At 74.6% G+C, this 25,555-nt stretch carries 27 protein-coding genes; 12 read left to right on the plus strand and 15 right to left on the minus strand.

The window, feature by feature from the left end:
* Window positions 1-72 precede the first annotated feature (72 nt).
* From arsB to G1H19_RS09810, 3 genes are read left to right on the plus strand one after another with little or no spacing between them, the layout of a single operon-like run.
* Window positions 73-1,206 carry an ACR3 family arsenite efflux transporter gene (arsB, locus tag G1H19_RS09800; RefSeq protein ID WP_152727660.1) on the plus strand — a complete coding sequence of 378 codons (1,134 nt, stop codon included), beginning with the start codon at window positions 73-75 and terminating at the stop codon, window positions 1,204-1,206.
* A gap of 11 nt (window positions 1,207-1,217) precedes the next feature.
* The gene (locus tag G1H19_RS09805; RefSeq protein ID WP_162392242.1) at window positions 1,218-1,640 is read left to right on the plus strand and encodes an arsenate reductase ArsC; all 423 of its coding nucleotides are present in this window, start codon (window positions 1,218-1,220) and stop codon (window positions 1,638-1,640) included.
* Entirely contained in the window at window positions 1,640-2,101 is a 462-nt protein-coding gene (locus G1H19_RS09810) for an arsenate-mycothiol transferase ArsC (protein ID WP_152727658.1), read from the plus strand. The genes G1H19_RS09805 and G1H19_RS09810 overlap by 1 nt, the downstream gene beginning before the upstream one ends.
* Window positions 2,102-2,125: 24 nt before the next feature.
* On the opposite strand, the gene G1H19_RS09815 is transcribed toward G1H19_RS09810, so the two are convergent.
* Window positions 2,126-3,544, minus strand: coding sequence for an FAD-dependent oxidoreductase (locus G1H19_RS09815; protein ID WP_152727657.1), 1,419 nt, complete (start codon window positions 3,542-3,544; stop codon window positions 2,126-2,128).
* Window positions 3,545-3,627: 83 nt separating this feature from the next.
* Between G1H19_RS09815 and G1H19_RS09820 the strand changes: the two genes are divergently transcribed.
* Window positions 3,628-3,987, plus strand: coding sequence for an ArsR/SmtB family transcription factor (locus G1H19_RS09820; protein ID WP_162392243.1), 360 nt, complete (start codon window positions 3,628-3,630; stop codon window positions 3,985-3,987).
* Between the two features lie 143 nt (window positions 3,988-4,130).
* The gene (locus tag G1H19_RS09825) at window positions 4,131-6,155 is read left to right on the plus strand and encodes a purple acid phosphatase family protein (RefSeq protein ID WP_152727656.1); all 2,025 of its coding nucleotides are present in this window, start codon (window positions 4,131-4,133) and stop codon (window positions 6,153-6,155) included.
* A gap of 21 nt (window positions 6,156-6,176) precedes the next feature.
* Here G1H19_RS09825 and G1H19_RS09830 read toward each other — a convergent pair whose 3' ends face one another.
* Window positions 6,177-6,842: a hypothetical protein gene (locus G1H19_RS09830; RefSeq protein WP_152727655.1), complete on the minus strand. Its 666-nt coding sequence runs from the start codon at window positions 6,840-6,842 to the stop codon at window positions 6,177-6,179.
* A 124-nt stretch (window positions 6,843-6,966) separates the two neighbouring features.
* Between G1H19_RS09830 and G1H19_RS09835 the strand changes: the two genes are divergently transcribed.
* Entirely contained in the window at window positions 6,967-8,244 is a 1,278-nt protein-coding gene (locus G1H19_RS09835) for a multidrug effflux MFS transporter (RefSeq protein ID WP_235927878.1), read from the plus strand.
* Between the two features lie 45 nt (window positions 8,245-8,289).
* Complete coding sequence (locus tag G1H19_RS24490; protein ID WP_162392244.1) at window positions 8,290-8,493, plus strand: zinc-ribbon domain-containing protein; 204 nt, start codon at window positions 8,290-8,292, stop codon at window positions 8,491-8,493.
* 29 nt (window positions 8,494-8,522) lie between these two features.
* Here G1H19_RS24490 and G1H19_RS09845 read toward each other — a convergent pair whose 3' ends face one another.
* Window positions 8,523-9,041, minus strand: coding sequence for a hemerythrin domain-containing protein (locus G1H19_RS09845; RefSeq protein ID WP_152727654.1), 519 nt, complete (start codon window positions 9,039-9,041; stop codon window positions 8,523-8,525).
* A 41-nt stretch (window positions 9,042-9,082) separates the two neighbouring features.
* A complete protein-coding gene (locus G1H19_RS09850) occupies window positions 9,083-9,931 on the minus strand; it encodes a LysR family transcriptional regulator (RefSeq protein WP_162392245.1) in 849 nt (282 codons plus the stop codon).
* A 95-nt stretch (window positions 9,932-10,026) separates the two neighbouring features.
* On the opposite strand from G1H19_RS09850, the gene G1H19_RS09855 reads away from it, so the two are divergent.
* Complete coding sequence (locus tag G1H19_RS09855) at window positions 10,027-10,758, plus strand: SDR family oxidoreductase (protein WP_152727652.1); 732 nt, start codon at window positions 10,027-10,029, stop codon at window positions 10,756-10,758.
* A gap of 93 nt (window positions 10,759-10,851) precedes the next feature.
* On the opposite strand, the gene G1H19_RS09860 is transcribed toward G1H19_RS09855, so the two are convergent.
* The 3 genes from G1H19_RS09860 to G1H19_RS23130 are packed head-to-tail and all read right to left on the minus strand — an operon-like array spanning window position 10,852 to window position 13,308.
* Window positions 10,852-11,886 carry a HEAT repeat domain-containing protein gene (locus tag G1H19_RS09860; protein ID WP_162392246.1) on the minus strand — a complete coding sequence of 345 codons (1,035 nt, stop codon included), beginning with the start codon at window positions 11,884-11,886 and terminating at the stop codon, window positions 10,852-10,854.
* A 4-nt stretch (window positions 11,887-11,890) separates the two neighbouring features.
* Window positions 11,891-12,562 carry a HEAT repeat domain-containing protein gene (locus tag G1H19_RS09865; RefSeq protein WP_152727651.1) on the minus strand — a complete coding sequence of 224 codons (672 nt, stop codon included), beginning with the start codon at window positions 12,560-12,562 and terminating at the stop codon, window positions 11,891-11,893.
* A 47-nt stretch (window positions 12,563-12,609) separates the two neighbouring features.
* Window positions 12,610-13,308, minus strand: a complete 699-nt coding sequence (locus G1H19_RS23130) for an amidohydrolase family protein (RefSeq protein WP_235927879.1) — start codon at window positions 13,306-13,308, stop codon at window positions 12,610-12,612.
* Window positions 13,309-13,377: 69 nt separating this feature from the next.
* Between G1H19_RS23130 and G1H19_RS22585 the strand changes: the two genes are divergently transcribed.
* The 3 genes from G1H19_RS22585 (at window position 13,378) to G1H19_RS09880 (ending at window position 15,207) form a co-directional block, all read left to right on the plus strand.
* Window positions 13,378-13,638, plus strand: coding sequence for a DODA-type extradiol aromatic ring-opening family dioxygenase (locus G1H19_RS22585; protein WP_202925738.1), 261 nt, complete (start codon window positions 13,378-13,380; stop codon window positions 13,636-13,638).
* 50 nt (window positions 13,639-13,688) lie between these two features.
* Window positions 13,689-14,201, plus strand: a complete 513-nt coding sequence (gene msrA, locus G1H19_RS09875; RefSeq protein ID WP_162392247.1) for a peptide-methionine (S)-S-oxide reductase MsrA — start codon at window positions 13,689-13,691, stop codon at window positions 14,199-14,201.
* A gap of 88 nt (window positions 14,202-14,289) precedes the next feature.
* A complete protein-coding gene (locus tag G1H19_RS09880) occupies window positions 14,290-15,207 on the plus strand; it encodes a hypothetical protein (protein WP_152727650.1) in 918 nt (305 codons plus the stop codon).
* Window positions 15,208-15,282: 75 nt separating this feature from the next.
* Here the strand turns inward: G1H19_RS09880 and G1H19_RS09885 are convergent, their stop codons facing one another.
* The 6 genes from G1H19_RS09885 to G1H19_RS09910 all read right to left on the minus strand — a co-directional run bounded on the left by G1H19_RS09885 (window position 15,283) and on the right by G1H19_RS09910 (window position 19,796).
* Complete coding sequence (locus tag G1H19_RS09885; protein WP_152727649.1) at window positions 15,283-15,867, minus strand: TetR/AcrR family transcriptional regulator; 585 nt, start codon at window positions 15,865-15,867, stop codon at window positions 15,283-15,285.
* 90 nt (window positions 15,868-15,957) lie between these two features.
* A complete protein-coding gene (locus G1H19_RS09890) occupies window positions 15,958-16,878 on the minus strand; it encodes an alpha/beta fold hydrolase (protein ID WP_152727648.1) in 921 nt (306 codons plus the stop codon).
* Between the two features lie 47 nt (window positions 16,879-16,925).
* Complete coding sequence (locus G1H19_RS09895) at window positions 16,926-17,378, minus strand: YybH family protein (RefSeq protein WP_152727647.1); 453 nt, start codon at window positions 17,376-17,378, stop codon at window positions 16,926-16,928.
* A 236-nt stretch (window positions 17,379-17,614) separates the two neighbouring features.
* Window positions 17,615-18,370 (minus strand): amino acid ABC transporter ATP-binding protein, encoded by a 756-nt coding sequence (locus tag G1H19_RS09900; RefSeq protein ID WP_152727646.1) that lies wholly within the window; start codon window positions 18,368-18,370, stop codon window positions 17,615-17,617.
* On the minus strand, window positions 18,367-19,035 hold the full coding sequence (locus G1H19_RS09905) for an amino acid ABC transporter permease (protein ID WP_174278031.1): 669 nt from the start codon (window positions 19,033-19,035) through the stop codon (window positions 18,367-18,369). Before G1H19_RS09905 ends, G1H19_RS09900 begins: the two co-directional genes overlap by 4 nt.
* Window positions 19,032-19,796: an amino acid ABC transporter substrate-binding protein gene (locus tag G1H19_RS09910; protein ID WP_235927880.1), complete on the minus strand. Its 765-nt coding sequence runs from the start codon at window positions 19,794-19,796 to the stop codon at window positions 19,032-19,034. The genes G1H19_RS09905 and G1H19_RS09910 overlap by 4 nt, the downstream gene beginning before the upstream one ends.
* 299 nt (window positions 19,797-20,095) lie before the next feature.
* Here G1H19_RS09910 and G1H19_RS09915 point away from each other — a divergent pair, with 299 nt between their 5' ends.
* Window positions 20,096-20,245, plus strand: coding sequence for a Zn-dependent oxidoreductase (locus G1H19_RS09915; protein ID WP_162392248.1), 150 nt, complete (start codon window positions 20,096-20,098; stop codon window positions 20,243-20,245).
* 252 nt (window positions 20,246-20,497) lie between these two features.
* Here G1H19_RS09915 and G1H19_RS23135 read toward each other — a convergent pair whose 3' ends face one another.
* Window positions 20,498-22,873, minus strand: a complete 2,376-nt coding sequence (locus G1H19_RS23135; protein WP_162392249.1) for an acetyl-CoA acetyltransferase — start codon at window positions 22,871-22,873, stop codon at window positions 20,498-20,500.
* Window positions 22,874-22,966: 93 nt separating this feature from the next.
* Entirely contained in the window at window positions 22,967-25,369 is a 2,403-nt protein-coding gene (locus G1H19_RS09925; protein ID WP_152727643.1) for a CaiB/BaiF CoA transferase family protein, read from the minus strand.
* Window positions 25,370-25,555 lie beyond the last annotated feature (186 nt).

Here is a 25,555-nt window from a genome sequence, read left to right on the forward strand (position 1 = left end):
TCGGCATCGATGGACCGCGGTCGATCCCTGTCGGGTCCCGTGGCCGAGTGCCGACGAGAGGCCCGCCGCCCCATGAGCGACACCGTCGCGGACGACCCGCGACCGCACCCCGACGTCGACACCCCGGTGCTCGCGCGGCTGTCCACCCTGGACCGCTTCCTGCCGGTGTGGATCGTGGCCGCGATGGCCGCCGGCCTGCTGCTCGGCCGGCTGGTGCCCGGCCTGGACGACGCGCTGGACGCCGTCCGGGTGGGCGACGTCAGCCTGCCGATCGCGGTCGGGCTGCTGCTGATGATGTACCCGGTGCTGGCCAAGGTGCGCTACACCGAGCTGGACCGGGTGACCGGCGACCGCCGCCTGCTGGTGGCCTCGCTGGTGCTCAACTGGGTGCTCGGGCCGGCGCTGATGTTCGCCCTCGCCTGGCTGCTGCTGCCCGACCAGCCGGAGTACCGCACCGGTCTGGTCATCGTCGGGCTCGCCCGGTGCATCGCGATGGTGCTCATCTGGAACGACCTGTCCTGCGGCGACCGCGAGGCCGCTGCCGTGCTGGTCGCGATCAACTCGGTGTTCCAGATCGTGGCGTTCGCCGCGCTGGGCTGGTTCTACCTGCAGGTGCTGCCCGGCTGGCTGGGGCTCTCGACCACGTCGGCGGACTTCAGCGTCTGGTCGATCGTGCTCAGCGTGCTCGTGTTCCTGGGCATCCCGCTGGTGGCCGGCTTCCTCACCCGCACGGTCGGCGAGCGCACCAGGGGCCGCGCCTGGTACGAGGGCCGCTTCCTGCCCCGGATCGGGCCGGTCGCGCTCTACGGCCTGCTGTTCACCATCGTCATGCTCTTCGCCCTGCAGGGCGACGCCATCACCTCCGCACCCTGGGACGTCGCCCGGATCGCCCTGCCGCTGCTGGTCTACTTCGCGCTGATGTTCGGCGGGTCGTTCGCCCTCGGCATGCGGCTGCGGCTGGGCTACGCGAAGACCGCCACGCTGGCCTTCACCGCGGCCGGCAACAACTTCGAGCTGGCCATCGCCGTCGCGATCGGCACGTTCGGCGTCACCTCCGGGCAGGCACTGGCCGGGGTGGTCGGCCCGCTCATCGAGGTGCCCGTGCTGGTGGGGCTGGTGTACGTGTCGCTGTGGGCGGCCCGGCGCTGGTTCCCCGGCGACCCCACCGTCCCGCAGCCCGCACCCGCCGCCCGCCCGACCCGTTGAGAGGCCCAGCCGTGCCCGACACCCCCAGCGTCCTGTTCGTCTGCGTGCACAACGCCGGCCGGTCCCAGATGGCCGCCGGTTGGCTGCGCCACCTCGCCGGGGACGCCGTCGAGGTGCGCTCCGCCGGTTCCGCGCCCGGCCACGCGGTCAACCCGGCGGCTGTGGCCGCGATGGCCGAGGTCGGGATCGACATCTCCGACCAGCGGCCGACGGTGCTCACCACCGACGCCGTGCAGGCCTCCGACGTGGTGATCACCATGGGCTGCGGTGACGCCTGCCCCGTCTTCCCGGGCAAGCGCTACCTGGACTGGGCGCTGGACGACCCGGCCGGGCAGGGCGTCGAGTCGGTGCGGCCCATCCGCGACGAGATCGAGGCCCGGATCCGCGGCCTGCTCGCCGAGCTCGGGGTCACCGTCCCGGCATCGGCGCCCTGATGGACGGCACGCCACCGCGGGTCCTGTTCGTCTGCGTGAGGAACGCCGGCAAGTCACAGCTGGCCTCCGGGCTGATGCAGCGCACCGCCGGGGGGTCGGTGGCGGTCGCCTCGGCCGGCACCTCGCCCGGCAGCGCGGTGAACGCCCTGTCCGCGCAGGCGCTCGCGGAGGTCGGGGTGGACATCACGGCCGCCCGGCCCCGGGCGGTCACGGCCGGGCTCGTCGCGGACGCCGACGTGGTCGTCACGCTGGGCGCCGAGGCGCAGCTCGACCCGGCCGTGGTCGCGGCCGCCGCCCCGGGCACACGGTTCGAGACCTGGGTGACCGACGAGCCGTCCGCACGCGGCATCGACGGGCTGGAGCGGATGCGGCTGGTCCGCGACGACATCGACGCCCGGGTGACCGACCTGTACCGCCGGCTCACCGGTCGACTCCCCGGCGCCGGCGGCGCCGGGCGCTGACCTCCCCGGCCGCCCACGGTGGTCTCAGCCGGCGGCGCCGGCGGTGACCGGCACGGTGCCGCAGCACGCGGTGGGCGTGCCGTCGCCGGCCACCGGCTCGGCGGACCACCCGTGACTGCGGCCGGTCGGGAACCCGCGCGGTTCGGCCTCGGCGTCCTCCCGGGCGCCGAGGTCGGTCGCGCAGACGCCGGTCGCGGGCAGGTGCAGGCGCACGTCTGCCGCGGCCGCGGCGTCGCCCGCCAGGTGCGCGGCGATGGAGCGGACCTGTTCGTAGCCGGTGGCCAGCAGGAAGGTCGGCGCCCGGCCGTAGGACTTCGCGCCGACCACGTAGCAGCCGGCGTCGGGGTGGGCGAGCACCGCCTCGCCGTGCGGCGGCACCGTCCCGCAGGAGTGCGCGTTCGGGTCGATCAGCGGAGCCAGGGCGACCGGCGCCTCCAGAGCCGGGTCGAGGGCCAGCCGCACCTCCCGCAGCAGGCCGAGGTCCGGGCGGAACCCGGTGGCGGCCACCAGGGCGTCCACGGCGAGCTCCACGTCCTCGCCGTCCCGTGCGGTGCCGAGAACGGTGAGCCGGCCGCCCGGGCCGGGGGCCAGCTCGCGCAGGGCGAACTCGCGGACCAGCCGCACCGCCCCCCGCCCGACCGCGGCGCGCAGGTCGCTGCCCAGCAGGCCGCGGGCCGGCAGGCCGTCGGCGTCCCCGCCGCCGTAGAGCCGCGCCGGGGACCGGCCGCGCACCGCCCAGGTGATCTCGGTTCCCGGCTCCTCGGCCTGCAGGCGGGTCAGTGCCAGCAGCGTGTTCGCCGCCGAGTGCCCCATCCCGACCACCAGGGTGTGCCGGCCGGCGAAGCGGGACCGCTCGGCGCCCAGCACGTCGGGCAGCGGCCCGGCCAGCCAGGGTCCGGCGTGCTCCTCCCCCACGGCGGGCAGCCCGGCGGCGCCCAGCGGGTTGGACCGGCCCCAGGTGCCGGAGGCATCGAGGACGGCGGCGGCGAGCACGTCCTCGGTGCGGCCCCCGCGCACGGTGCGCACGAGGTACGGGCGACCGTCCCGGCCGACGGTGCGGGTCTTGTCCACCCCCTGCCGGCCGACCGCGACCACCCGGGTCCCGGTGCGGATCCGCGGCGCGAGCTCCGGCGTCGCGGCCAGCGGCCGGAGGTACTGCTCCACCAGGTCGGCGCCGGTCGGCAGGTCGTCGCGGGCCGGGGACTCCCAGCCGGCGCGCTCCAGCAGCCGGACGGCGGCGTCGTCGACGTCGTACTCCCACGGGGAGAACAGCCGCACGTGCCCCCACGCCGCGACCGCGGCACCGGCCCGGGCACCGGCCTCCAGGACCAGCGGTGCCAGGCCACGCTCGAGCAGGTGCGCGGCGGCGGCCAGCCCGACGGGGCCGGCTCCGATGACGACGATGGGCAGGTCGGGGGTCGCGCCGGGGACCGTGGTGACCATGCTGCTCAGCTCCTCGCTCGGGGACCGCACCAACGTAACAGCGTCGACTGTTGTCAACAACGCTCGTGCTGCACAATGGGCGCGTGCCCCAGGACCTGGACGTCCGCCTGCTCGGCGTCGACGAGCTCACCTCCCCCGCCGACCGCGCCCGCCTGCTCGCCCCCCGACTGAAGGCGCTGGGTGACCCGAACCGGCTGCACCTGGTGCTGCTGCTCGCCGAGGGCCCGCGCAGCGTGCGCGAGCTGACCGAGGCGGCCGGCATGAGGCAGACGCTGGTCAGCCACCATCTCGCCCTGCTGCGCGAGCAGGGCCTGGTCACCGTGACGCCGCGGGGCCGCAGCAACGTCCACGCCCTGTGCTGCGAGGCCCTCGCCGGGCCGGTGCGGGCGCTGGCCACGCTGGCCGCGCTGACCCCGGCCGGCGTCGAGGCTTGCTGTCGCTGAGGCCGACCTGACCCCCGACCCGGCCCGACCCCCGAGCCGAGCGCCACGGAGAGCCGCCCTGCCAGGCACCTCCCAGCCGGTGTTCACCCCGCGTTCCCCCGCCTGCCACAGAAGTGGATGCACGAAGCAACGACACTGCGGGCATGTCGCCGATCCGCCGAGGCCCCCGCACCGTCGACGAGTACACCGAGTGGAACGCCGGGCTGCTCGCCCGCTCCCGGATCAGCCGCCGGGACGCGCTCAAGGCGGTCACCGCCGGGGCCGGCGGCATCCTGCTCGCCCAGTTCGGCCTGGCGTCCCGCGCCATGGCCACCGGCGGCGGGACGCCGGGCTCAGCCGGCCTGGCCGTCTCGGGCCGGCACCTGTCCTTCGTGCCGACGCTGGCCGCGTCGTCCCGTCGGTCGATGGCGGTCAGCGCCCAGGTGGTCAGCAAGACCGGCAGCCTCCCGCGGGACCTGCGGGCCTGGGTCGACGTGGGCTCCGCGCCCGGCAGCTACGGCACCCGGGTGCCGGCCGACATCGTGCACCTGGTCGGCCAGTACGCCATCCCGGGCGGGCCGGTGGGCAGCCAGTTCTACGTCAAGGCGGTGATGGACCACCTGCGCGCCGGCTGCAGCTACCACTACCGGATCCGGCTGTCCGACGGCACGGTCACCGGCGACGCGTCGTTCACCACCGAGCCGCAGGTGGTCGGCGGCCGGACCGGCGAGCTGGCGCCGTTCACCTTCACCGCCTTCGCCGACGTCGGCACCAACGCCGCACCCACCGACCCCGGCTACGCCTTCGGCGCGGACCCCGCGGTGGTCACCGCGGCCGGCGGCACCTGGCCCGGCGGGGTCTTCGACAACAACTACTACAACGCCACCGACCCGGTCGCCGGGCAGGCCGGCACCGACCGCACGCCCGCCGTGACCCAGACGAACCTGATGGGCACCCAGCGGCCGGTGTTCACGCTGCTCGCCGGCGACATCTGCTACGCCGACCCCAGCGGCACCGGGCTGCCCGCCGACGACACCCTGGCGCTGACCGGGTCGGCGCCCCCCGGGAAGAACAACTACAACCCCTACGTCTGGGACGTCTTCCTCCGCCAGATCGAGTCCCAGGCAGCCTCGACGCCCTGGATGTTCGCCACCGGCAACCACGACATGGAGCCGCTGTACGGCAACACGCAGGCCCTGGGCGGCTCGGACACGCACGGGTACGGCGGCCACCTCGCCCGGCTCGACCTGCCTGGCAACGGCCCGCGCGGCTGCCCGTCGGTGTACGACTTCACCTACGGCAACGTGGGCGTGATCTCGGTCGACGCCAACGACCTGTCCGCGGAGATCCAGACGAACACCGGCTACTCGGCCGGCGCCCAGCAGCAGTACCTGGAGCGCACCCTGCGCTCCTGGCGGAGCACCAGGACGATCGACTTCATCGTGCTGTTCCTGCACCACTGCGCCTACTCCACGACCAACCAGCACGCCTCCGACGGCGGCGTGCGCGCCGTGCTCGACCCGCTGACCAGCCGGTACCAGGTCGACCTGGTGGTGCAGGGCCACAACCACGTCTTCGAGCGCACCGACCCGATCCGCGACGGCCGGAAGACCCGGGACGCCCCGGACGGCGCGACGGTCAGCCCGGCCACGGACGGCACGATCTACGTGACCGTGGGTTCCGGCGGGCGCCCCCGCTACCAGTTCCGGCCCGCCCCCTCGGCCGCCGCCCCGCCGCCGCCCGGCGTCACGCCGTCCGGCCCGCAGGCACTGGCGGAAGGTCAGCGCTACCGCGGCTACCGCCCGCTGGGCGGCCCGAACACGCTGGAGAACAACACCGGCACGGTGGTCAACAGCTACGTCTGGTCCACCGACGGGACGACGACGACCGGCGGCTTCGGCGCCGGGACGAAGGTGCCCGAGCAGATCGACTGGTCGCAGGTGCGCTACGACGACTACGCGTTCCTGGCCGTCGACGTCGTCCCGGCCCGCCGCGGGGGCACCACGACGATGACCCTGCGGACGCTGGCCGACGCGCTGCCCGGGTCGGGCACGCCGTTCACCGAGATCGACCGGGTGACGCTCACCCGCGTCGCCGGGCAGGGCCTCACCGAGCACCCGGGCGCGGCCCCGAGCAGCTTGCTGCTGCCCCACGGCGACGAGCCGGTCGGCAGCCTGCTCCCCGCCTGAGGACGCCGACCGCCGCCCGGGTCACCCCGGCGCCGGGGTGACCCGGGCCGGTGCGGACCGGGCCGGGCGGCGCGGGGCCGGGACGGCGGCCGGCGGCAGCAGCACGTCCAGGCCGGCCGGCCGGGGCGCCCCTGCCGTCCGCCGGCCGGCGGGCGGTTCGGCGGGGGCGCCGCGTGGCAGGCGGTGGTGCACGACCCGTCGCGTCCGCAGGACCCGGGCGACCGTGACGGCGTCGGCGGCGTGGTCCAGCGCCTCCTGGGCGGTCAGGTCGGCGCGCAGCTCGACGACGCCGACCACCACGCGCAGGCCACAGCCGGCGGCGTCGACCCGGTCGAGCACGCGGGCGGCGACGCTCTGCGCGTCGTCCGCCGTGCCGTTGAGGACGGCGACGACCTGCTCCGCGGACGGCCGGCCCAGCCAGTCGTCGTGCCGGAACGAGTCCAGGACCACGGCGGTGGCCCGCGCCAGGACGGGTGCGGGGTGCTGCCGCCGGCGACCGAGCCCGACGAGCAGCAGCGTGGTGGCCAGCGCCGAGGACAGCGGCAGCACCTCGTCGAGGGCGTCGAGCACGTCGTCCAGTCCCGGCTGCCGGGTCACCGGGCCCGCCGACCGCGCGCCGCCGTCGAGGAGCACCCCCGGCACCCCGCCCCGGCGCCGGTCGGCCCCTCGTCGGGCGGCAGTGCTCACGCCGTCTTGCATCGGCAGTCCCGGAGCACAGCCGGACGCCCGGCAGGAATGTCCGGGCTGCCCGGCGGCTTGCCCTGGGAGGTCGACGAGGACCTCCGACGACGCTCCGACCCTGAGGGACCCCGTGACGCTCTCCGCGCGCACCCGCACGACCGCTCCCCCGCCGCGCCCCGCCGACGCCCTCCGCCCACCGCCGATGGCCCGCCTGGCACTGGTGCTGGGCGCGTTCGTGGCGCTCGGGCCGCTGACCATCGACATGTACCTCCCGGCGCTGCCCGCGCTGCGCGACGACCTGGGGACGACGTCGGCCACCGTGCAGCTGACGCTGACCGGCACGCTGCTGGGCCTGGCGCTGGGCCAGCTGGTGATCGGGCCGCTGTCGGACGCGGTCGGCCGCCGCGGGCCGCTGCTGGCCGGCACCGCGCTGCACGTGGTGGCCTCGGCACTGGTGCTCGTCGCACCGGACATCGGCACCCTCGGTGTGCTCCGGGTGCTGCAGGGCGTGGGCACCGCGGCCACGAGCGTGGTGGCGCTGGCGATCGTCCGGGACCTGTTCGAGGGCCGGGCCGGGGCGACCATGCTGTCCCGGCTCTTCCTGGTCATGGGCGTCGCGCCGGTGCTCGCGCCCACCCTGGGCGGAGAGGTCCTGCGGTTCACCTCCTGGCGCGGGGTCTTCGCCGTGCTGGCGGTGTACGGCCTGCTCGTGATGCTGCTCGGTCTGTTCGGCCTGAAGGAGACACTGCCGGCGGAGCGGCGCCGGTCCGGTGGCGTGGTGGGCACCCTGCGCACCTACGGCGGGCTGTTCGGCGACCGCACCTACGTCGGGCTGATCGTGGTCGCGGGGCTGACCATGGCGGCGCTGTTCACCTACGTGTCCGGGGCGTCGTTCGTGTACCAGCGCCAGTACGGGCTGGACGAGCAGGAGTTCGGGCTGCTGTTCGGCGCCGGCGCGGTGTGGCTGATCGGCGCCACCCAGCTGAACCCGGTGCTGCTGCGCCGCTGGTCGCCCGCCGGGATCCTGGTCACCGGCACGGTGGCCGGCACGGTCGCCGGGGCGGTCCTGCTGCTGCTCGCGCTGACCGGCGCCGGCGGCATCTGGGGCGTGGTGCTGCCGCTGTGGGCGGTGCTCTTCGCGGCCGGCCTGGCGCTGCCCAACGCCCCCGCACTGGCCCTCGCCGACCACGGCGACTCGGCCGGCTCCGCGGCGGCGCTGCTCGGCGCGGTGCAGTTCGGGGTCGGGGCGGCGGTGTCCCCGCTGGTCGGGCTGCTGGGCAACGACGCCGTCGCCATGGGCGCGGTCGTGCTGGTGAGCATGCTGCTGGCGGTGGCGGTGCTGGTGAGCGTCGTCCGGCCGTGGCTGCTGGTGGACGTCGACGCGGACCCGGTCGTGGCCGGGCACTGAGCTCTCCACCCGGCCGAGGCCGGGCCGGCTGCCTACGCTGACCCGGTGTTCTTCTTCTTCAGCTTCGGCACCAAGCAGCGCGACCTCGGCCCCGGCGCCACCCGCACCTGCCCGCGCTGCTCGAACACCACCACGTGGGGGCGGGTGCGGCAGTACCGGCAGTTCAGCGTGTTCTTCGTGCCGCTGGCCCGGTGGAAGCGCCAGGAGCTGGAGGTCTGCGGCATCTGCGGGACCGCCGTCGCGATCTGAGCCGTCCGTGCCGGCGGTCCCGCAGGCGATCACACGGTGGGGTCGCCCTCGGGCACCTCGGTGGCGACCACCTCGGCCACCTCGGCGTCCGCACCGGACAGCCCGTGGGCCTGCTCGTGCTCGTCATGGAACTGCAGCCAGCGCATGCCCAGGGCCTCGCGCTGCTCGTCGTCGACCGACTCCTTGAACGGGGGGAAGAAGTCCGTCTCCTCCTCGGCCATGTGGTCGGCGTTGACCTGCCGGACGGCCCGCACCGCCTCCCACCACGCCTCGCTGCCGACCTCCTGCTCGTCGACGGCGGCCGCGGCGTGCCGGATCTCGTTGTGGTCGTGCACGCCCTCGGCCGTCTCCTGCTCGCCGTCGGCCTCCTGGGCCAGCAGTGGGTAGAACAGCTGCTCCTCGGCGACGGCGTGCACCTCGAGCCGGGCGTGCAGCGCCGACCAGGCGGCGGCGAGCTCCTGACCGGTGAGGTCGTCGAGCGCGGCGAACTCCCGCCGGAAGACCTCGTGCTCGGCCAGGACGAGGGCGGTGATCTCGAAGTCGGACATGCCGGGCCGCCTACCCCCGCCGACGCGGAGGTAGGCGCGGGTCACAGCCGGAGCGCCGTCCGGACGAGTGCGGCCACCGCGAGGGAGCGGCTGTGCGGGGGCCAGGCGATGACGGTGGTGACGAGCGGGGCGTCCACGACCGGCACCGCGACGACGTCGTCGCGCAGCTGCGCCCGGACGGAGTCCGGCGCGACGAACAGGGTCCGCCCCAGGGAGATCAGCTGCAGCAGCTGCGTGTGGTCGCGCACCTCGGGGCCGGGACCGTCCGGGTAGGAGCCGTCGGGCCGTGGCCAGCGCGGGTGCGGCAGCCCGGGGACGTCCGCCAGGTCGCCGAGACGCAGCGCCCGGTGGGCGGCCAGCGGGTGGCCTGACGGGAGGACCACGACCTGACCCTCGGTGACCAGCTCGTCGGTGTCCAGGCCGGTGGTGTCGTCGAAGGGCAGGTGGAGGACGGCGACGTCGGCGCTGCCGGTGCGCAAGAGAGGTCCCTGCTGCGCGGGGCCGCACAGCAGGACGTCGACCGGCACGGCGCCGGGCTCGGCCGCGTGGGCGTGCAGCAGCTTCGCCAGAAGTTCCGCGGACGCCCCGGCCTTGATCGCGAGCACGATGCCCCCGTCGCCGGCCGAGGCGGCGGCCGCGCGGCGGGTGCGCTGTTCGGCGGCCTCCATCGCGTCCAGCGCCATCCGGCCCTCGTGCAGCAGCACGGCACCGGCGTCGGTGAGGGTCACCGCCCTGCTGGTGCGGTTCAGCAGCACGACACCCAGGCGTCGCTCCAACTGGCTGACGGCCCGCGACAGCGGCGGCTGCGCGATGCCGAGCCGCTGCGCCGCCCGGCCGAAGTGCAGCTCATCGGCGACGGCGACGAAGTACCGCAGCTCCCGGGTGTCCACGACCCATGGTAGGACTCCGACCGATACCCGTGCGGTATCGGCCAGGACACACCTGGTCGTGGACGGGCCGCTGGTCGGCGCGCAGGCTCGACTCCATGAGCGACACGAGAACCGCCCTGGTCACCGGGGCGAACAAGGGCATCGGCTACGAGATCGCGGCAGGTCTGGGGGCGTTGGGCTACGCCGTCGGGGTCGGCGCGCGGGACGACGCCCGGCGGGAGGCGGCCGTCACCCGGCTGCGGGACGCCGGCGTCGACGCCTTCGGCGTCCCGCTGGACGTCACCGACGACCGCAGCGTGGCCGCCGCCGCCGAGCTGGTCGCCGAGCGGTCCGGGCACCTGGACGCGCTGGTGAACAACGCCGCCATCACCGGCGATGCGCAGCAGCAGCCGACCACCGCAGACCTCGACGTGATCCGCACGGTCGTGGAGACCAACGTCCTGGGCGTCATCCGGGTCACCAACGCCATGCTGCCGCTGCTGCAGCGGTCGGCCTCGCCGCGGATCGTCAACATGTCCAGCGGCGTCGGTTCCCTGACCCGCCAGTCCGGACCCGGCGGCGAGACGACCACCGGCCCGGTCTCGGTGGCCTACTCGCCCTCCAAGACCTTCCTCAACGCGGTCACCCTGCAGTACGTGAAGGAGCTGGCCGGCACGGACGTCCTGGTCAACTGCGCGTGCCCCGGCTTCGTCGCCACCGACCTCAACGGCTTCCGCGGTCACCGCACCCCGCAGCAGGGCGCCGCGACCGCCGTCCGCCTCGCCACCCTGCCCGACGGCGGGCCCACCGGCGGCTTCTTCGAGGACGACGGCGTCGTGCCCTGGTGACGGTCGTGCCCTGGTGACGGCGGCGCGCCGATGCGACCGTTCTCGTCCCGGGCCTGCTGACCCGGCCGCCGCGGGCCGGGCACGCCGGTGAGCTCAGCTCCCGGTCGACGGCACACCGCCGGCCCGGTCCCCGCGACCGGCCCACCCGCGGAGGACCGCCGTGGCGGTGAGGGCCACCGCCGGGTCGGGGTCGGTCGCGAGCCCGGCCAGGGCCACCGCCGCGGACGGCCCGGGCAGGTCCGCCAGGGCGGCGGCCACCCGGCGTCGCGCCGCGTCGTCGGCGTCCTCCAGCGCCGTGCCGAGTGCGGCCGTGATCGTGTCCACCCGGTCGTGCCGGGCAGCAAGTCGCCCGAGGACGGTCGCAGCCTCCACGTCGTCACGGCCCTCGACGACGAGGGCGACGAGCCGCGGGACGGCGGTCAGGTCGCCGTGGGCGCCGCAGACCAGTGCGGCGCGGCCGCTGACGTGTGGGTCGGGGTGCCCGACCGCAGCGGCCAGAGCGGCGACCGCGGCGGGCGTGCCGATCTTCGTCAGTGCCTCGACCGCCCGCCGCCGCGGCTCGGGCGCGGGCGAGCGCAGCGCCTCGACGAGCACCTGCAGGCCGTCGTCCCCGGACCTGGCCAGCGCCCAGCGGAGGGCGCCGCCGACGTGGGGGTCCGCCTCCTCGACGGCAGCCTGCGCCAGGAGGGCGGCGTGCCCACGGCGCTGCTCTCGGAGGGAGAGCACGGTGCGCTGCCGGGCCGACGGGCTGCTGGCGCCCAGGCCGCGCACCAGCCCGATGGCCTGCAGCACGTCCGACCAGACCACCGGGCCGCTCGCCCGGACCTGGGCCAGCCCGCGCAGCAACTCCTCGTCCTTGGCCAGCCGCTCCCGGATCCGGGCAGCCACCGCCTCGATGGTGTCCGCCGCGCTGAAGGAGGGGTGCTCGAGCGCCGTCGCGACCTCCTGCAGCGTCAGACCGAGCGCGCGCAGGGCCTCGACGTGGAACAACCGGCGCAGGTCATCGTCGCGGTACTGCCGGTACCCAGCGCTGGTACGACCCGAGGGCGACACCAGCCCGACAGAGTCGTAGTACCGGAGCATGCGGGTGCTGATCCCCGAGCGCGCCGCCACCTCCCCGATGCGCACGGGGTCAGCCGTCGACCAGCGGAGCCCCGCGCAGCGCGAGGACCCTGGTCGCCTCGGCCACCGCCGCGTCGCGCCCGTCCTCGGGGTCCAGCGCCAGCCGCACCGTGGCGCGGGCGTGCGCGCTGACCTCCTCGTCGGGGTCCTCCGACGCCCGCCGCAGCGCGATCTTCGCCGCTCCGCCGAGGGCGACGAGCGCACGGCTCAGGCTCAGCCGGGTGTCGCGACCCCCCCGGCCGAGCTGCGTCACGAGGGTGTCCGCGAGCGCGGCGGCGCCGGACGCGGGCACGAGGGCCACGGCGGTGCGCCAGGCTGCGCGGGCCACCTCGTCGTCGGCGTCCTGCAGGAGCCCGGTCGTGAGCGCCGGCCATGCGCGCGGGTCACCGGTCTTCGACAAGGTGTGCAACGCCTGGCTGCGCGCCTGCGGCACCGGTGAGCCGAGCTCGGCCAGGAGCCGGTCGACGGTCACCTGCGGGTCGTGCCGGGTCAGCGCCCAGGTCAGCATGTCCCGAACCGCGAACTCCGGCTCCACCGCGCAACGGCGCACCAGCACGTCGACCTGCTCGCTCGCCGGCCGTGTCCCGGCTGCGAGCGCTGCCCGCAGGCGCACCGACGGGTCGGGGTCGCCGAGCAGGGTGGTCAGGCGGCGCGACGTCGGCACGTCGTCCTGGTCGGTCATGGCGATCACCTCCACCGCCGATCGAAGACCCTGACACGGTGTCAAGGTCAAGACGCGTCCTCGTCGCCGGCGGTGCGTCCCGGGCGCCGACCTGAGCGTGGCATGGTGGGCGTGCCGTACGCGCGAGCCGAGCTGGGCGCCACCCGGTCACGTGGCGGCGCAGTGCCTCGCCGAGGCGGTGCTGCTCTCCGCCCTCGGCGGCGTGGCCGGGGCCGCGATCGGCAGCGCGGTGACGTGCTGGTCGCCCTGTCCCGGGGCGGGCTGCCGGTGGTCCCGCCGCCCGTGCCCCGGTCAGCCGCCACCGACGAGCGGCCGAGCATGTCGGCCAGCCCGCGGTAGCGGCCCCAGTGGTCGGGCACCGCGCCGCCACTGTGCGGGATGACCAGCCGCAGCCCGCACAGGTCGCCGAACAGGTCGCCCTGCACCAGCTGCACGAACGCGGTCGTGTCCGCGCTGAGGTGGTAGGCGCCGGTGGCGTGGAACGCCTTCGTGGCCGACGCCGACACGAGCACCATGGCCGGCACGTCGAGGGCGACCATCGTCTCGTAGAACGGGGACCAGCTGCGGTCGGTCAGCGGCGGGGCGCTCCAGGAGCCGCCGCTGGGATCGGGATCGAGGTCGCACCCGACGAACCCGAGCTCCTCGACACAGCGGCGCAGCTCGGCGAACGAGGACTCCAGCCCCGCGTCGGGCGACTGCGGCAGCTGCGCCACGCCGACGAACTGATCGGGGTACAGCGTCGTCACCCGGTGCACCAGGTCGTCGCAGCGCCGGGCCAACGCAGGCTCACCGACGCGTCACCCACGTGGTGCGCCATGGCCGAGGTCGTCAACCCCGAGTTCGACGCGTGGTGGATGCAGACGATCGAGACCGACCCGGCACAGCACGCGGCACTCTCCCGCGACGAGCTGGTCCGGCAGGCCGGCTCCGAGGGCATCGAGATGATCATGTGGCTGGTGATGCGCGGGGCACTGGACGCCGAGGTGACCCGCGTGCACGCCGACTACTTCGTGCCCGCGTCGAACACCGCCGCCGGCATCGCGCTGTTCGACGACCGCCCGGGCGGAAACAGCTGAGCGGCTCCCGGCGTTCACCCGACGTGCTCGACACAGAGGGAGGCACATCCGTGACCACTGAGACCGCGATCCTCGCCGGCGGCTGCTTCTGGGGCGCGCAGGACCTGCTGCGCAAGCGCCCCGGCGTCGTCTCGACCCGGGTCGGCTACTCCGGGGGCGACACGCCCAACGCCACCTACCGCAACCACGGCGACCACGCCGAGGCGGTGGAGATCGTCTTCGACCCCGAGGTCATCTCCTACCGCGAGCTGCTGGAGTTCTTCTTCCAGATCCACGACCCGTCCACGAAGGACCGGCAGGGCAACGACGTGGGCCGCAGCTACCGCTCGGCGATCTACTACACGACCGACGAGCAGCAGCGGGTCGCCCTGGACACCATCGCCGACGTCGACGCCTCCGGCATCTGGCCGGGCAAGGTCGTCACCGAGGTCGAGCCCGCCGGCCCCTTCTGGAAGGCCGAGGAGGAGCACCAGGACTACCTGCAGAAGATCCCGTACGGCTACACCTGCCACTTCGTGCGGCCGGGCTGGGTGCTCCCGCGCCGGGCGGCGCAGACCGCCTGAGCCGGTCCCGCCGGTCACGGGCGTGACCGGCGGGGGACGTGGGGCGCGGCGCCGTCACCGGCGCCGCGCCCGGACCCATCATGGGGGCGTGCCCACCCGACCCGACGCCGTGGCCGCACTGCCGGTGGCCCCGGGCGTGTACCGCTTCCGGGACGCCGGCGGGGGCGTGCTGTACATCGGGCGGGCCGGGGAGCTGCGCCGCCGGGTCAGCTCCTACTGGGGCGACCTGCGCGACCGGCGCCACCTGCGCCGGATGGTGCCCCGCGTCGCCCGGATCGAGGCACTGGTCTGCGACTCCGCGCACGAGGCGGCCTGGGCCGAGCGCAACCTGCTCGAGCGGGGGCTGCCGCCGTGGAACCGCGTCGTCGGCGGCGCGGAGGTGCCGGTCTGCATCCGGCTGGACGCCTGCCCCGAGGCGCCGCTGTTCGGGCTCGCCCCGGCACGGCGGCCGGCACCGGGGGTGCGGCTGTTCGGGCCCTACCTGGGAGCCACGAAGGTGCAGCTCGCCGTCTCCGGGCTGGGGCGGCTGTACCCGATCGGCCACGCCGGCCCGGCCCGCACCGCCGCTGAACGGGAGCTGGCCCGGGTGCGCGGCGGGCGGGTCACCCCCGTCGCCCAGCTCGCGGACGCCGTGGCGGCCGTGCTGGACCGCGAGCCGACGGCGGTCGCCACCGCGCTGGCCGCACTCACCGCCCGGCGCGACGCCGCCGCCGAGGGGCAGGCCTACGAGGCCGCCGCCCGGCTCCAGCAGGAGATCGAGGCGCTGGCCTGGGTGGTCGCGCCGCAGCGCGTCACCGTGCCCGGTGCGGACGCCGCCCGGGACGTGACCGCCTGGTCCGACGGTGTCCTGGTCCGACTCCGGTTCCGGGGCGGGCGGCTGCGTGCCTGGGAGCAGGAGACCTGCTCCCGGGCGACGCCCGACACCGGTGCGCCGGACGGGTGGGCACCGTTCCTGCGTCGCAACGCGGACCTGGCCGCGCGGCTGGCGACGCTGCCGGTCACCTGAGCCGGCGCGGCCGGCCGGGCGCCGGGCAGCCGCGGTCGCGCGGTGCCCGGTCCGAGCGCTGTGGGTCCCGGCTCGTCAGGGCCGCAGGACGTCCAGCGCCCGCAGTGCGTGCGCGGCGGTCTCCCGGAGCTCACCCACCGGCGTGCCCGCCCGGTGCAGCACCGCCAGGGCCTGCGCGGTGCCGACCAGGAACCGGGCCAGCGAGCGCACGTCGACGTCGGCCCGATGCGCGTGCGGCTGGAGCACGCGGGACATCTGCTCCACCTCGTCGTCCAGGATGCGCTGGACCGCCGCCTGCACGCGCGGGTCCAACGCGCTGGACTCGGCGGCGGTCTGCGCCAGCAGGCAGCCCGCGGGCCGTGTCGGGTCGGCCATCCGGTCCAGGACGGCATCGAAGCCGGCCATCACCTGGACCCGGACGTCGTCGGACGGGACGGCCACCGCCGTGCGGGACGCCTCACCGACGCGTTCCACGTAGCGCTGCAGGCAGGCGAGGAACAGCGCCTGCTTGTCGCCGAACGTCGCGTACAGGCTCCCGCGGCTCAGACCCGTGGCCGCGACCAGGTCGGTGATGCTGGCAGCGGAGTAGCTCCGTTCCCAGAACAACCGGGTGGCGGCGTCCAGGGCGACGTCCGGGTCGAACTGCTTGCGCCCGACCATCGTCGACACCTCCTCTGCCGTGGAGCCCGGGGCGACCGCGCGCCGTGCGACCCGCCACCGACCGGACCCGGTGACGATGGTGCAACGCCGTCACCGGGCGGCATCACCCGGGTGGGCCGCGATGAAGTCGCGGAGGGCCGTGGCCACGGCGTCGGGGTCCTCCTCGGCCAGGAAGTGCCCGGCGCCCTCGATCGACACGACAGCCGCGTCGTCGGCGACATCGGCGAGGACGGCCGGGAGGTAGGGGCCGAGGGAGGCCGCGCCACCGATGCCCAGGACGGGCAGCGTCAGTCGGCCGTCGGTGGCGAGGGCGCGCTCGTTCTCGGCCGCGTCGACCGTGGTGGCCGCCTGGTAGGTGCGGAAGCCGGCGGCCAGGGCGCCGGGGGCCTGGAACTGTGCTGCGTAGAAGTCGCGATCCGCGTCGGGCATCCGCGCCGGGTCGACCATGACGGAGTCGTACCAGTGGTCGAAGTAGGCGCGCTCGCGGCCGGTGACGAGCGCGACCGCGAGGTCGACCTGGCTGTGGAAGCCGAAGTGCCAGGGCCCGAGGCTGCTCATGACCGTGCTGAACATCGGCGTGCCGGGGACGAAGCCGTCCATCAAGGTGAGCGTCGCCGTCGCGTCGGGGAACCGGCGGGCGAAGGCGTAGGCGATCATCGTCCCGATGTCGTGGCCGACGACGTGGGCGACCGGGATGCCCGCGTCGGCGAGGACCGCGTGCAGGTCGGCGGCCATGGTCGCCTTGTCGTAGCCGGCGTCGGGCTTGTCCGACCCGGCGGCTCCCCGATGGTCGGGGACGACGACGGTGTGGTCGGCGACCAGGTCGGCGGCCACCTGGTGCCAGGTGTAGCCGCTCTGCGGCCAGCCGTGGACCAGCAGCACCGCGGGGCCGGTGCCGGCGATGCGGTAGCCGATGGTGACGCCGTCCCGGGTGACCGACCGGAGGGCGAAGCCCTCGAAGCCGCGGGCGAGGGCCTCGCTGTGCCCGGTGGTGTCCTGTACTGCGGTCATGGTCGTGCCCTTCTGTGGATGGTGGGGTGGTCGCGTCGCGGGACCGGTCAGGGGGCCAGGCCGGTCGCGGCCGCGCCGGTGCCGTCGCCGGCGATCGGGACCGACTCGTGCTCGTGGCTGATCAGCCAGGTCCCGTCGACCTTCTCCAGGACGAGGGTCTTGCGGAACCACATCTGCATGACGTCGCCGGTGACCATCGTGGCGCTGATCCTCGACAGGCTCCGGGTGACGGCGACCCGGTCGGCCATCGTCACGTGCAGGTCGTGGGTCTCGTAGGACACCGGGCCGTCCATGCCGGCGAAGACGGCGTCGAAGTCGGCCTCGGTCATCGCCGTCTCCCCGGCGTACTCCAGCACCCCCACCAGGGGGTACTGCACGTAGTCGGCGGTCTGCGTGGCCATCGTCTGCACGGCGCTCTTGGTGCGTAGGGCGTTCGCCCGCCGCTCGACCAGAGCCCGCACGGCGACCTCGTCCTCGGACATGGTGGTCGGAGAAGACAACTCGAACTCCTCGGTTCAGGTGCACCCACCGATGCGTGGGAGATCACCACCCTAACCCATGTTGGACCATTCGTTCCAAGATGAGGATGTGACCGAGCCCCCCCGTCGGACCGGACAGCCTGACGACCGCACCCCGGGTGTCACCCGTCGCACGACGGTCGGGGCGGCGGCACCTCCGCGGTCTGCGCCGTCGACCCGACACGGCGCCGCCCCATCCGGCCACCCACCGGTCGCGGCTACAGCGGGTCGAGCAGGCGCTGCAGGAACTGCCGGGTACGGGCCTCGCGCGGCTCGACGAGCACCGCCGAGGGCGGGCCGTGCTCCACCACCACGCCGCCGTCGAGGAAGAGCACCTGGTCGGCCACCTGCCGGGCGAAGCGCATCTCGTGCGTCACCACGACCATCGTCCAGCCCTCGGCGGCCAGTGACTGCATCACCTGCAGCACCTCACCGACCAGCTCCGGGTCCAGGGCACTGGTCGGCTCGTCGAACAGCACCACCTCCGGCCGGGTGGCCAGCGCCCGGGCGATGCCGACGCGCTGCTGCTGCCCGCCGGACAGCTGCACCGGGAAGGAGTCGGCCTTGTCGGCCAGGCCCACGCGGGCCAGCAGCGCCCGCGCCTCCTCCTGCGCCTCCGCACGCGGCCGGCCCTGGGCGAACACCGGCCCGGAGGTCACGTTGTCCAGCACGGTCAGGTGCGGGAAGAGGTTGTGGGCCTGGAAGACCATCCCGCTCTGCCCGCGCAGCCGGGCGACCGCGCGGGCGTCGGGCCGGGCCGACCAGTCCAGCTCGACGTCGCCGACCCGGACCGTGCCGGACTCCGGCGTCTCCAGCCCGTTGAGGCTGCGCAGCACCGTCGTCTTGCCCGAGCCCGAGGGCCCGATGAGGCAGGTGACCGATCCGGCCGGCACCGCCACGTCGACGCCGCGCAGCACCCGGTTGTCGCCGAAGGACTTGACCAGCCCGCGGGCCTCCAGCAGCGGGGCGGTCATGCGGCCACGTGCCGGGAGAGCCTGGCCTCCAGCCGGGTCTGACCGAAGGACAGCACGAGGCACACCACCCAGTAGTAGACGGCGGCGACGCCGTAGAGCGTGAAGTACTCGAAGGTCTGCCCGGCGATGATCTGGGCCTGGCGGAACAGTTCGGTGAACAGGACGACCGAGACCAGCGAGGTGTCCTTGACCAGCGAGATGAGCGTGTTGCCCAGCGACGGGACGGCGATCCGGGCCGCCTGCGGCAGCACCACCCGGCGCAGCGTGGTCACCCGCCCCATCCCGACGGTCATCGCCGCCTCCCACTGCCCGCGCGGCACCGCGAGGATCGCGCCCCGCACCGCCTCGGAGGCGTAGGCCCCGACGTTGAGGGACAGGCCGATGATCGCGCTCGGCCACGGGTCCAGGGTGAGGCCGAGCGACGGCAGCCCGAAGAAGATGATGAACAGCTGCAGCAGCAGCGGGGTACCGCGGATGACCGAGACGTAGAACTGGGCGGGTGCGGAGACCAGCCGGTTGCCCGACAGCCGCATGAGCGCGACCAGCACGGCCAGGGCCAGCCCCAGCGCGAAGGTCACCGCCGTCAGCGGCAGCGTCCCCTGCAGCAGCTCCCGGCCCAGCGGCCAGAGGCTGCTGCGGACCAGGTCCCAGTCGATCCCGCTCACTCCGCGCTGACGTCCTCGCCGAAGTACTTCTCCGACAGCTCCGCCAGCGTCCCGTCGGCCTTCAGCGTCTCCAGTGCGCCGTCCACCCGGGTCTGCAGGTCGGTCTCGTCCTTGCGGAACGCGAAGGCCGACTCGCTCGCGTCGTCGATCTCGGCGGCGATCTTCACGTCCTGGTCACCGGTGGTCTTCTGGTACTCCAGGAAGGCCAGGCTGTCGTTGACGGTGACGTCGACGCGCTCCTGCTTGAGCAGCGTGATCGCCTGGGTGAAGCCCTCGACGGCCTCGATCGTCGCGCCGGCCCCCGTGGCGACCTCGGCGAAGTTGCTGGTGGTCGACTGCGCGCTGCTCTTGCCCGCGATGTCGGCCAGCGAGCTGACGCTGGTGTCGTCGGCCCGGGTGATCACGACGCCGTTCGAGTAGGTGTACGGCGTGGAGAACAGGTACTTCGCCTGGCGCTCGGGGTTGACCCCGATCTGGTTGGCGATGACGTCGTACCGGTCGGCCTCCAGGCCGGCGAAGATCGCGTCGAACTGCGTCTCGCTGAACTCGACCTGCATGCCCAGCTCGTCACCGACGGCCTGGGCCACCTCGACGTCGTAGCCGGTCAGCTCGTTGCTCTCCGGGTCGTGGAAGGAGAAGGGCGCGTAGGTGCCCTCGGTCGCGACGCGCAGCACGTCGTCCGAGCCGCTGCCGCCTCCGGCGTCGTCGGAGCTCCCGCCGCACGACGTCAGCAGCAGGGCGGTGGCAAGAGCAACGGTCACGGGCAGGCGGGTACGCACGCTGGGCTCCGGGTTCATGGGGTCAGGGGAGGTGGACTCGCGGCAGGTCTGTGTCCTGCCACGTGGACAACCGCTCCCGGGCCGGAGCATTCCGCAGGGTCGCCGGTCGCACACCGCGATCGACCGGATCTCCTCCTCCCCCGGCCACGGTCGATGCCCGTCACCGGTCGTCGCGCGAACGGCCGGAGCACCACGGCGTCCGCCGGCACGGTCGCGCGGTGCGGCCGCCGGGGCGGGGCCGCCCGCCCGCCGTCGGTCCCGCCGCCGCATCGCCTGCGGGCATGCGTGCAGTCCAGGTCATCCGCTCCGGCGGGCTCGAGGTCCTCGACGTCGTCGACGTCCCCGAGCCGGACGCGGGTGCAGGTCACACCCTGCACGACGCCTCCCCGGCCGGCGTGCAGTCCGCCGACACCCACCACCTGCTGTCGTGAGACCCACCCGAGGTCGCGAGCTCCTCGCCGACCGCCCGCCGGTCGAGGCCGCCAGCTGGTTCAGAGATGAGCGCGGCACCGTGATCGTCGACAGGTGAGTGCGGTCATGTCGAACCGAGCGTCGATCCGTTGGCGCAGCAGCGAGCGCCGTGCAGTGGCCACGGGCGGGCCGAGCGACCTGCGGGGTCACCGTTCGACTCCCGTGGTCGCGAACGCGTGGTGACGACCGGTTCGTGGACCCCGTTCACCAGGTCACCTGTTCTTCCACTGCGGCGCGCGCTTCTGGGCGAAGGCGGTGAGGCCCTCCACCATGTCCTCGCTGAGCAGGAGGTCGTCGATCGCGGCGGTGGGGTGGGTGACGGCCTCGATGGTGTCGGCGATGCCCTGGGTCCCCTCCATGACCTGCAACGAGATCCGCACCGAGGTCGGGGAAGCGGCGATGATGTCCCGGGCCAGGGCGCGGGCACCCTCGAGTGCGGTGCCGGCCGGGACCACGCGGTTGACCAGCCCGTGCGCGAGCGCCTCGTCGGCGGTGAGCCGTCGGCCGGTCAGGATCATCTCGTTGGCGAGCTTCGCCGGCACCGTCCTCGGCAGCCGGACGAGACCACCTGCGCCGGCGATGAGGCCGACCCGCACCTCGCTGAGCGCGAACACCGCCGTCTCGTCGGCGACGACGAGGTGGCAGGTGAGCGCGATCTCGCAACCGCCGCCCATCGCGAAGCCGTTGACCGCCGCGATGACCGGCTTGGGCAGCGAGGGGCGGCTGGTCAAGCCGGCGAAGCCGTTCTCCGGCACCCACATCGGCTTGCCGCTGCCGGTCCACAGCAGGTCGTTGCCGGCGGAGAAGGCCTTGTCACCGGCGCCGGTGAGGACGGCCACCCACAGGTCCGGGTCGGCGAAGAAGGCGTCGAAGACGTCGTCGAGTTCGTCGTTGGCAGGCGGCGTGAGTGCGTTGCGCTGCTCCGGGCGGTCGATGGTGACCTCGAGGACGTGACCGTCCCGGCGGATCAGCACGTCGTCGTAGTGGTCCCGGAAGCCGGGGACACGGACCGGATGCAGCTCGGCCATCCGGGAGTCGGTGGTCGTCACCCGGTTGCCCCGCGACGTCGACCTGACGTGGACCCGGTGCCCGATCGGCTCACCGACCGAGAGCACGTCGAGGATCGCCTCGTCCCCCTCCGTCGTCATGGCGAGGAAGCGGCGGCCATCGGCCTCGAGCCGGCCGACGACGATCCCGGTGCGGTTGCCGGCGCGGTCGTGCTTGACCGTGTAGGTCTCCACCATGGCCCAGCCGTTCGCCCTGAGCGTCTGCGCCGGCGCTTCCCACGCGTCGATCTGCGCCTGCAGGGCGGCGCTGTCGTCGGGACGCCATGCCACGGGTGTGGTGGAGTAGATCCCGACGGAGTACTTGCTGAGCATGCCGCCGTTCGCACCCACGAACCCGAAGGTGCCCGGGGCCGTGCGCGCCCGGTGCACGGTCTCGGCGACGGCGTGCATGGAGTAGTTGTTGCCGGCGCCGCCGAAGAAGGGCAGCCCGCCGGTCAGCGTGAGTCCGCGGGGGTCGTCCGCGGCGAGGCCGAGACCGTCCACGGCGGTGGTGGACACGGCGACGGGGAAGCAGCTGTAGAAGTCGAACGTCGTGATGTCGTCCACCGCCAGGCCGGCGACCTGCAGGGCGTGCCGGGCCGCCAGCACCGAGGCCGGCCCGCTGCCCAGATCGGCGCGCTCGAGCAGGTCACGCTCGCGCAGGTCGGCGTGCCCGTGCAGGAACACCCACTTCTGCTCCGGTACGCCGAGCCGTCGCGCTGCCGCGATCGACATGAGCAGCACGGCTGCGCCCTGGTTCACCTGGTCGCGGGCGACGAGGTACCGAGGGTAGGGATCGGCGATCGGCCTGTTCCGCTCCGTGGGGGTCACCAGCTCGACGGCGTCGCGCTCCACCGGCGCCGCGGCGTGCGGGTTCTCCGCCGCGACGCGGGTGAACGGTGCGAACAGCTCCCCCATCGACCGGGCGTGGTCCGCGCGGGACAGACCCAGCCGAGCACGGCGGGCGTTGTCGAACAACGCGTACGTCTCCGGCGCTCCGGTCAGGCCGTGCTCGGTCGCGTACCGCGAGATCAGGCCGTCGAGCCCGTATCCCCGGTCCTCCAGGTCCCCGTCGACGTGCTCGGTGAAGTCGGGGCGGTCCTGCGCCGCGGACAGGTGACGGGTGGTGGAGATGGCCTCCGAGCCGAACAGGAGGACGACCTCGGCGTGGCCGGCGGCGATCGTCGCCGCGAACTCGTTGACCAGGTGTTGCGGGGACTGCCCGCCGCCCACCTCCAGCACCGCCCGGCGTGGGGCGGCGCCCAGGCGACGCGCCACGGACCGCGGGTAGTTGTCCGACCTGCCCAGCGGCGCCCGCGCACCGGGCGTGGAGATCTCGAACTGCCGCACCCCCGCCACGGTGTCCACCGCAGGGGCGACGGCTCGGGGGTCCAGACCGGTGTCGGCGAGGGCCTGACCGGCTGCTGCCGCGGCGAGCTCCACGGCCGACATCCCGCGGTAGCCCGGCTGGTCGATGCGCTCGGAGGACTGGCCGACGCCGACGAGGACGGGGGTGGACGGGTCGAGGTGGGCAACGCTCACAGGTGCTCCAGGGGATCGGCGGAGGGTGCGGTCGGACAGCCGGCTCGGCCGTCCGACGGCCGGGGCGACCGAGATGCGGATCGGCGTGCGGCGTCAGCCCACCATCGCGGGGACGACGTCCGCCACCTGCAGCACGCCGGCCGCGGCGAGCCGCTCGATCTCGTGCGCATCCAGGCCCAGCACCCGGTGGGCGACGTCCCGGGTGTGCTCGAACAGCAGCGGACCGGGCCGGAGCTCCGGATCGGGCACGACGCCGAAGTGGGCGTGCCGCGCCTCGGCCAGCAGCGGCCCGCCGAGCTGCGGTTGGGGCTGGACGGCCAGGAACCCGCGGGCCTGCAGCTGCGGGTCCTCCGGCAGATCGGGCACCCGGAGCATCGCACCGGCCGGCACACCGCCGGCCTGCAGCAGCGTCATCGCCTCGCGGGGCGGGTGCAGCGCGGTCCAGGCGCCGACCAGCTCGTCCACCTCGGCGCGGTGCAGCACGCGGTCCCGGGCCGTGGCGAACCGCGGGTCGACGGCGAGCTCGGGGCGGCCGACGACAGCGGCCAGGCACGCCCAGTCGGCGTCACCCCGCACGTCGACGACCAGCCACTCGTCGTCCCCGGCGCACGGGTGGATGCCGCGCGGGGCATCACCCGCCCCGACGTTCCCGGTGCACCGAACCGACCCCGGGGCGAGGGACTCCCGGGCCAGGGCGGGCGCCAGCTGCCCCAGGATGGTGTCGGCCTGGCTGGAGGAGATGTGCGCGCCGCGGCCGGTGCGGCGGCGGCGGGCGAGGGCGGCCAGCACGGTCAGCGCCTGGATCCTGGCAGCGGTGTGGTCGGGGTAGATGGTGGAGGCGTCACTCCAGCTGTCCGGCCGGTCGGGGTAGGCCCACAGGTCGGTCAGCCCGGCGCTGGCCCGGACCAGTGGGCCGTATCCCATCCGCCGGCTCCACGGCCCGCTGGGCCCGAAGGCGCTGCTCTCCGCGGTGACGATGCCGGGGTTGATCGCAGCCAGCGCCTCGTGGGAGAAGCCGAGGGACTCCATCGTGCCGGGCTTGAAGTTCGACAGGACGACGTCGGACACCCGCACGAGCCGGCGGAAGAGGTCCTTGCCCTCGTCCGAGCGCAGGTCCAGGCCGAGGCTGAGCTTGCCGCGATGGCCGTAGGCGAACGTCGCCGAGATCGGACCGGGGACGAACGACTGCCGGGCGCCGTCCGGGAACGCCGCCGACTCGATCTTGACGACCTCGGCCCCCATGTCCGCGAGCAGCCGGCCGGTCTCGGCACCGACCACGATGACGCCGAGGTCGAGCACCCGCAGGCCCTGCAGCGGGCTCGCCGCCGCCTCCGAGCGTGACCCGGTGCTCGCCACCGTGGCGGCGGTCAGGTCGTCGAGCAGCGCGTCGTCGGCGCCCGGCAGCGGCGCCGGGTGCCGCAGCCCGGCACGCTCGCCGTCGACCGTCACGAAGCCGTTGGGCAGCCGGATCGTGCCGAGACCCTCGACCGGGACATCCACCAGAGCGGCCACCTCGGAGAAGTGATCCGTCTGCAACACCTCGTGCAGCGTGAGCAGCCCGGCGATCGGGAAGCCGTGCTCCATGCCGGCGGCCATGAGCTCCTCGCGGGTACGGCCGGCGAACCGCTCCGCGATGTAGGGGTAGATCTGCCCGGCTGCAGCGAACCGCTTGCCGAGCTGCTCCAGCGCCGGGTCGGCGAACTCCTCGGGCTCGCCCAGCCAGGCGCGCATGCCCCGCCACTGCCGCGGCGCCAGCAGGCAGATCCGCACGTGCCCGTCGGCGCAGGCGAAGACCGGGTACAGGTGGCGGGCGTCCGGGCGTCCTCGCGGGCCGTCCTTCGCCGGCACACCGCCGGTCGCACTGCCGCCCATGCCGAACCCCGGGTCGAGCACGCCGGCCGTCGCCTCGAGCACGGAGACGTCCACGTGCTCCCCGGCGCCGGTGACGGCGGCGTGGTACCAGCCCACCAGGGCCGCCCAGGCGCCCTGCACCGCAGCCGACTGGGTGGCGAGCTCGCCCGGCGGCAGCACGGGCGGGATGCCCGGCAGCCCGGAGCGGGCCAGGACGCCTCCGAGAGCGAGCTGCACCCACTCGGTGCCCGCCCAGTCACGGTAGGGCCCGTCCTGGCCGAACGCCGACAGCGACAGCACGACCAACCGCGGGTTGACCTGCTGCAGCACGTGCTCGGTCAGGCCCGCGGCAGCCAGCTCCCCGGGTCGGCCGTCCTCGACCAGGATCCCGGCGGTGGCGATCAACCGGAGCAGCCGCTGACGGTCCCCGTCGTCCGACGGATCGAGCCGGACGCTGCGCTTGTTCGCGTCGAAGGCCAACCGGTGCAGGTCGGTCGCGTCCACGTCGCCGTGGTCCACCCGGACGACGTCAGCGCCCAGGTCGGCCAGGAGTCGGGTGGTCAGACGCCCCGCCGCAGAGGTCAGGTCGACCACGCGCAGGTCGGTGAGCAGATCGGGGCTGCTGGAGCGCGTCGAGCTGGTCATGCGGACTCCCGTGCTGGGGCGGGCGCCACTGCACCGCCGGTCTGCCCACCGTCACGCTGGGACAGGCGCCTGACCAGCGTCGATCCGGCACGGCCGCGTTGCGCCGCACGCAACGAGCTGCGGTGACGCCGGCCAGCTCCGGGTCGAGCCCGCTCGCGTGCTCGACCGTGCGGCCTCGCGATCGGC

It is taken from the genome of Goekera deserti (assembly GCF_010685995.1).
GTDB lineage: Bacteria > Actinomycetota > Actinomycetes > Mycobacteriales > Geodermatophilaceae > Goekera > Goekera deserti.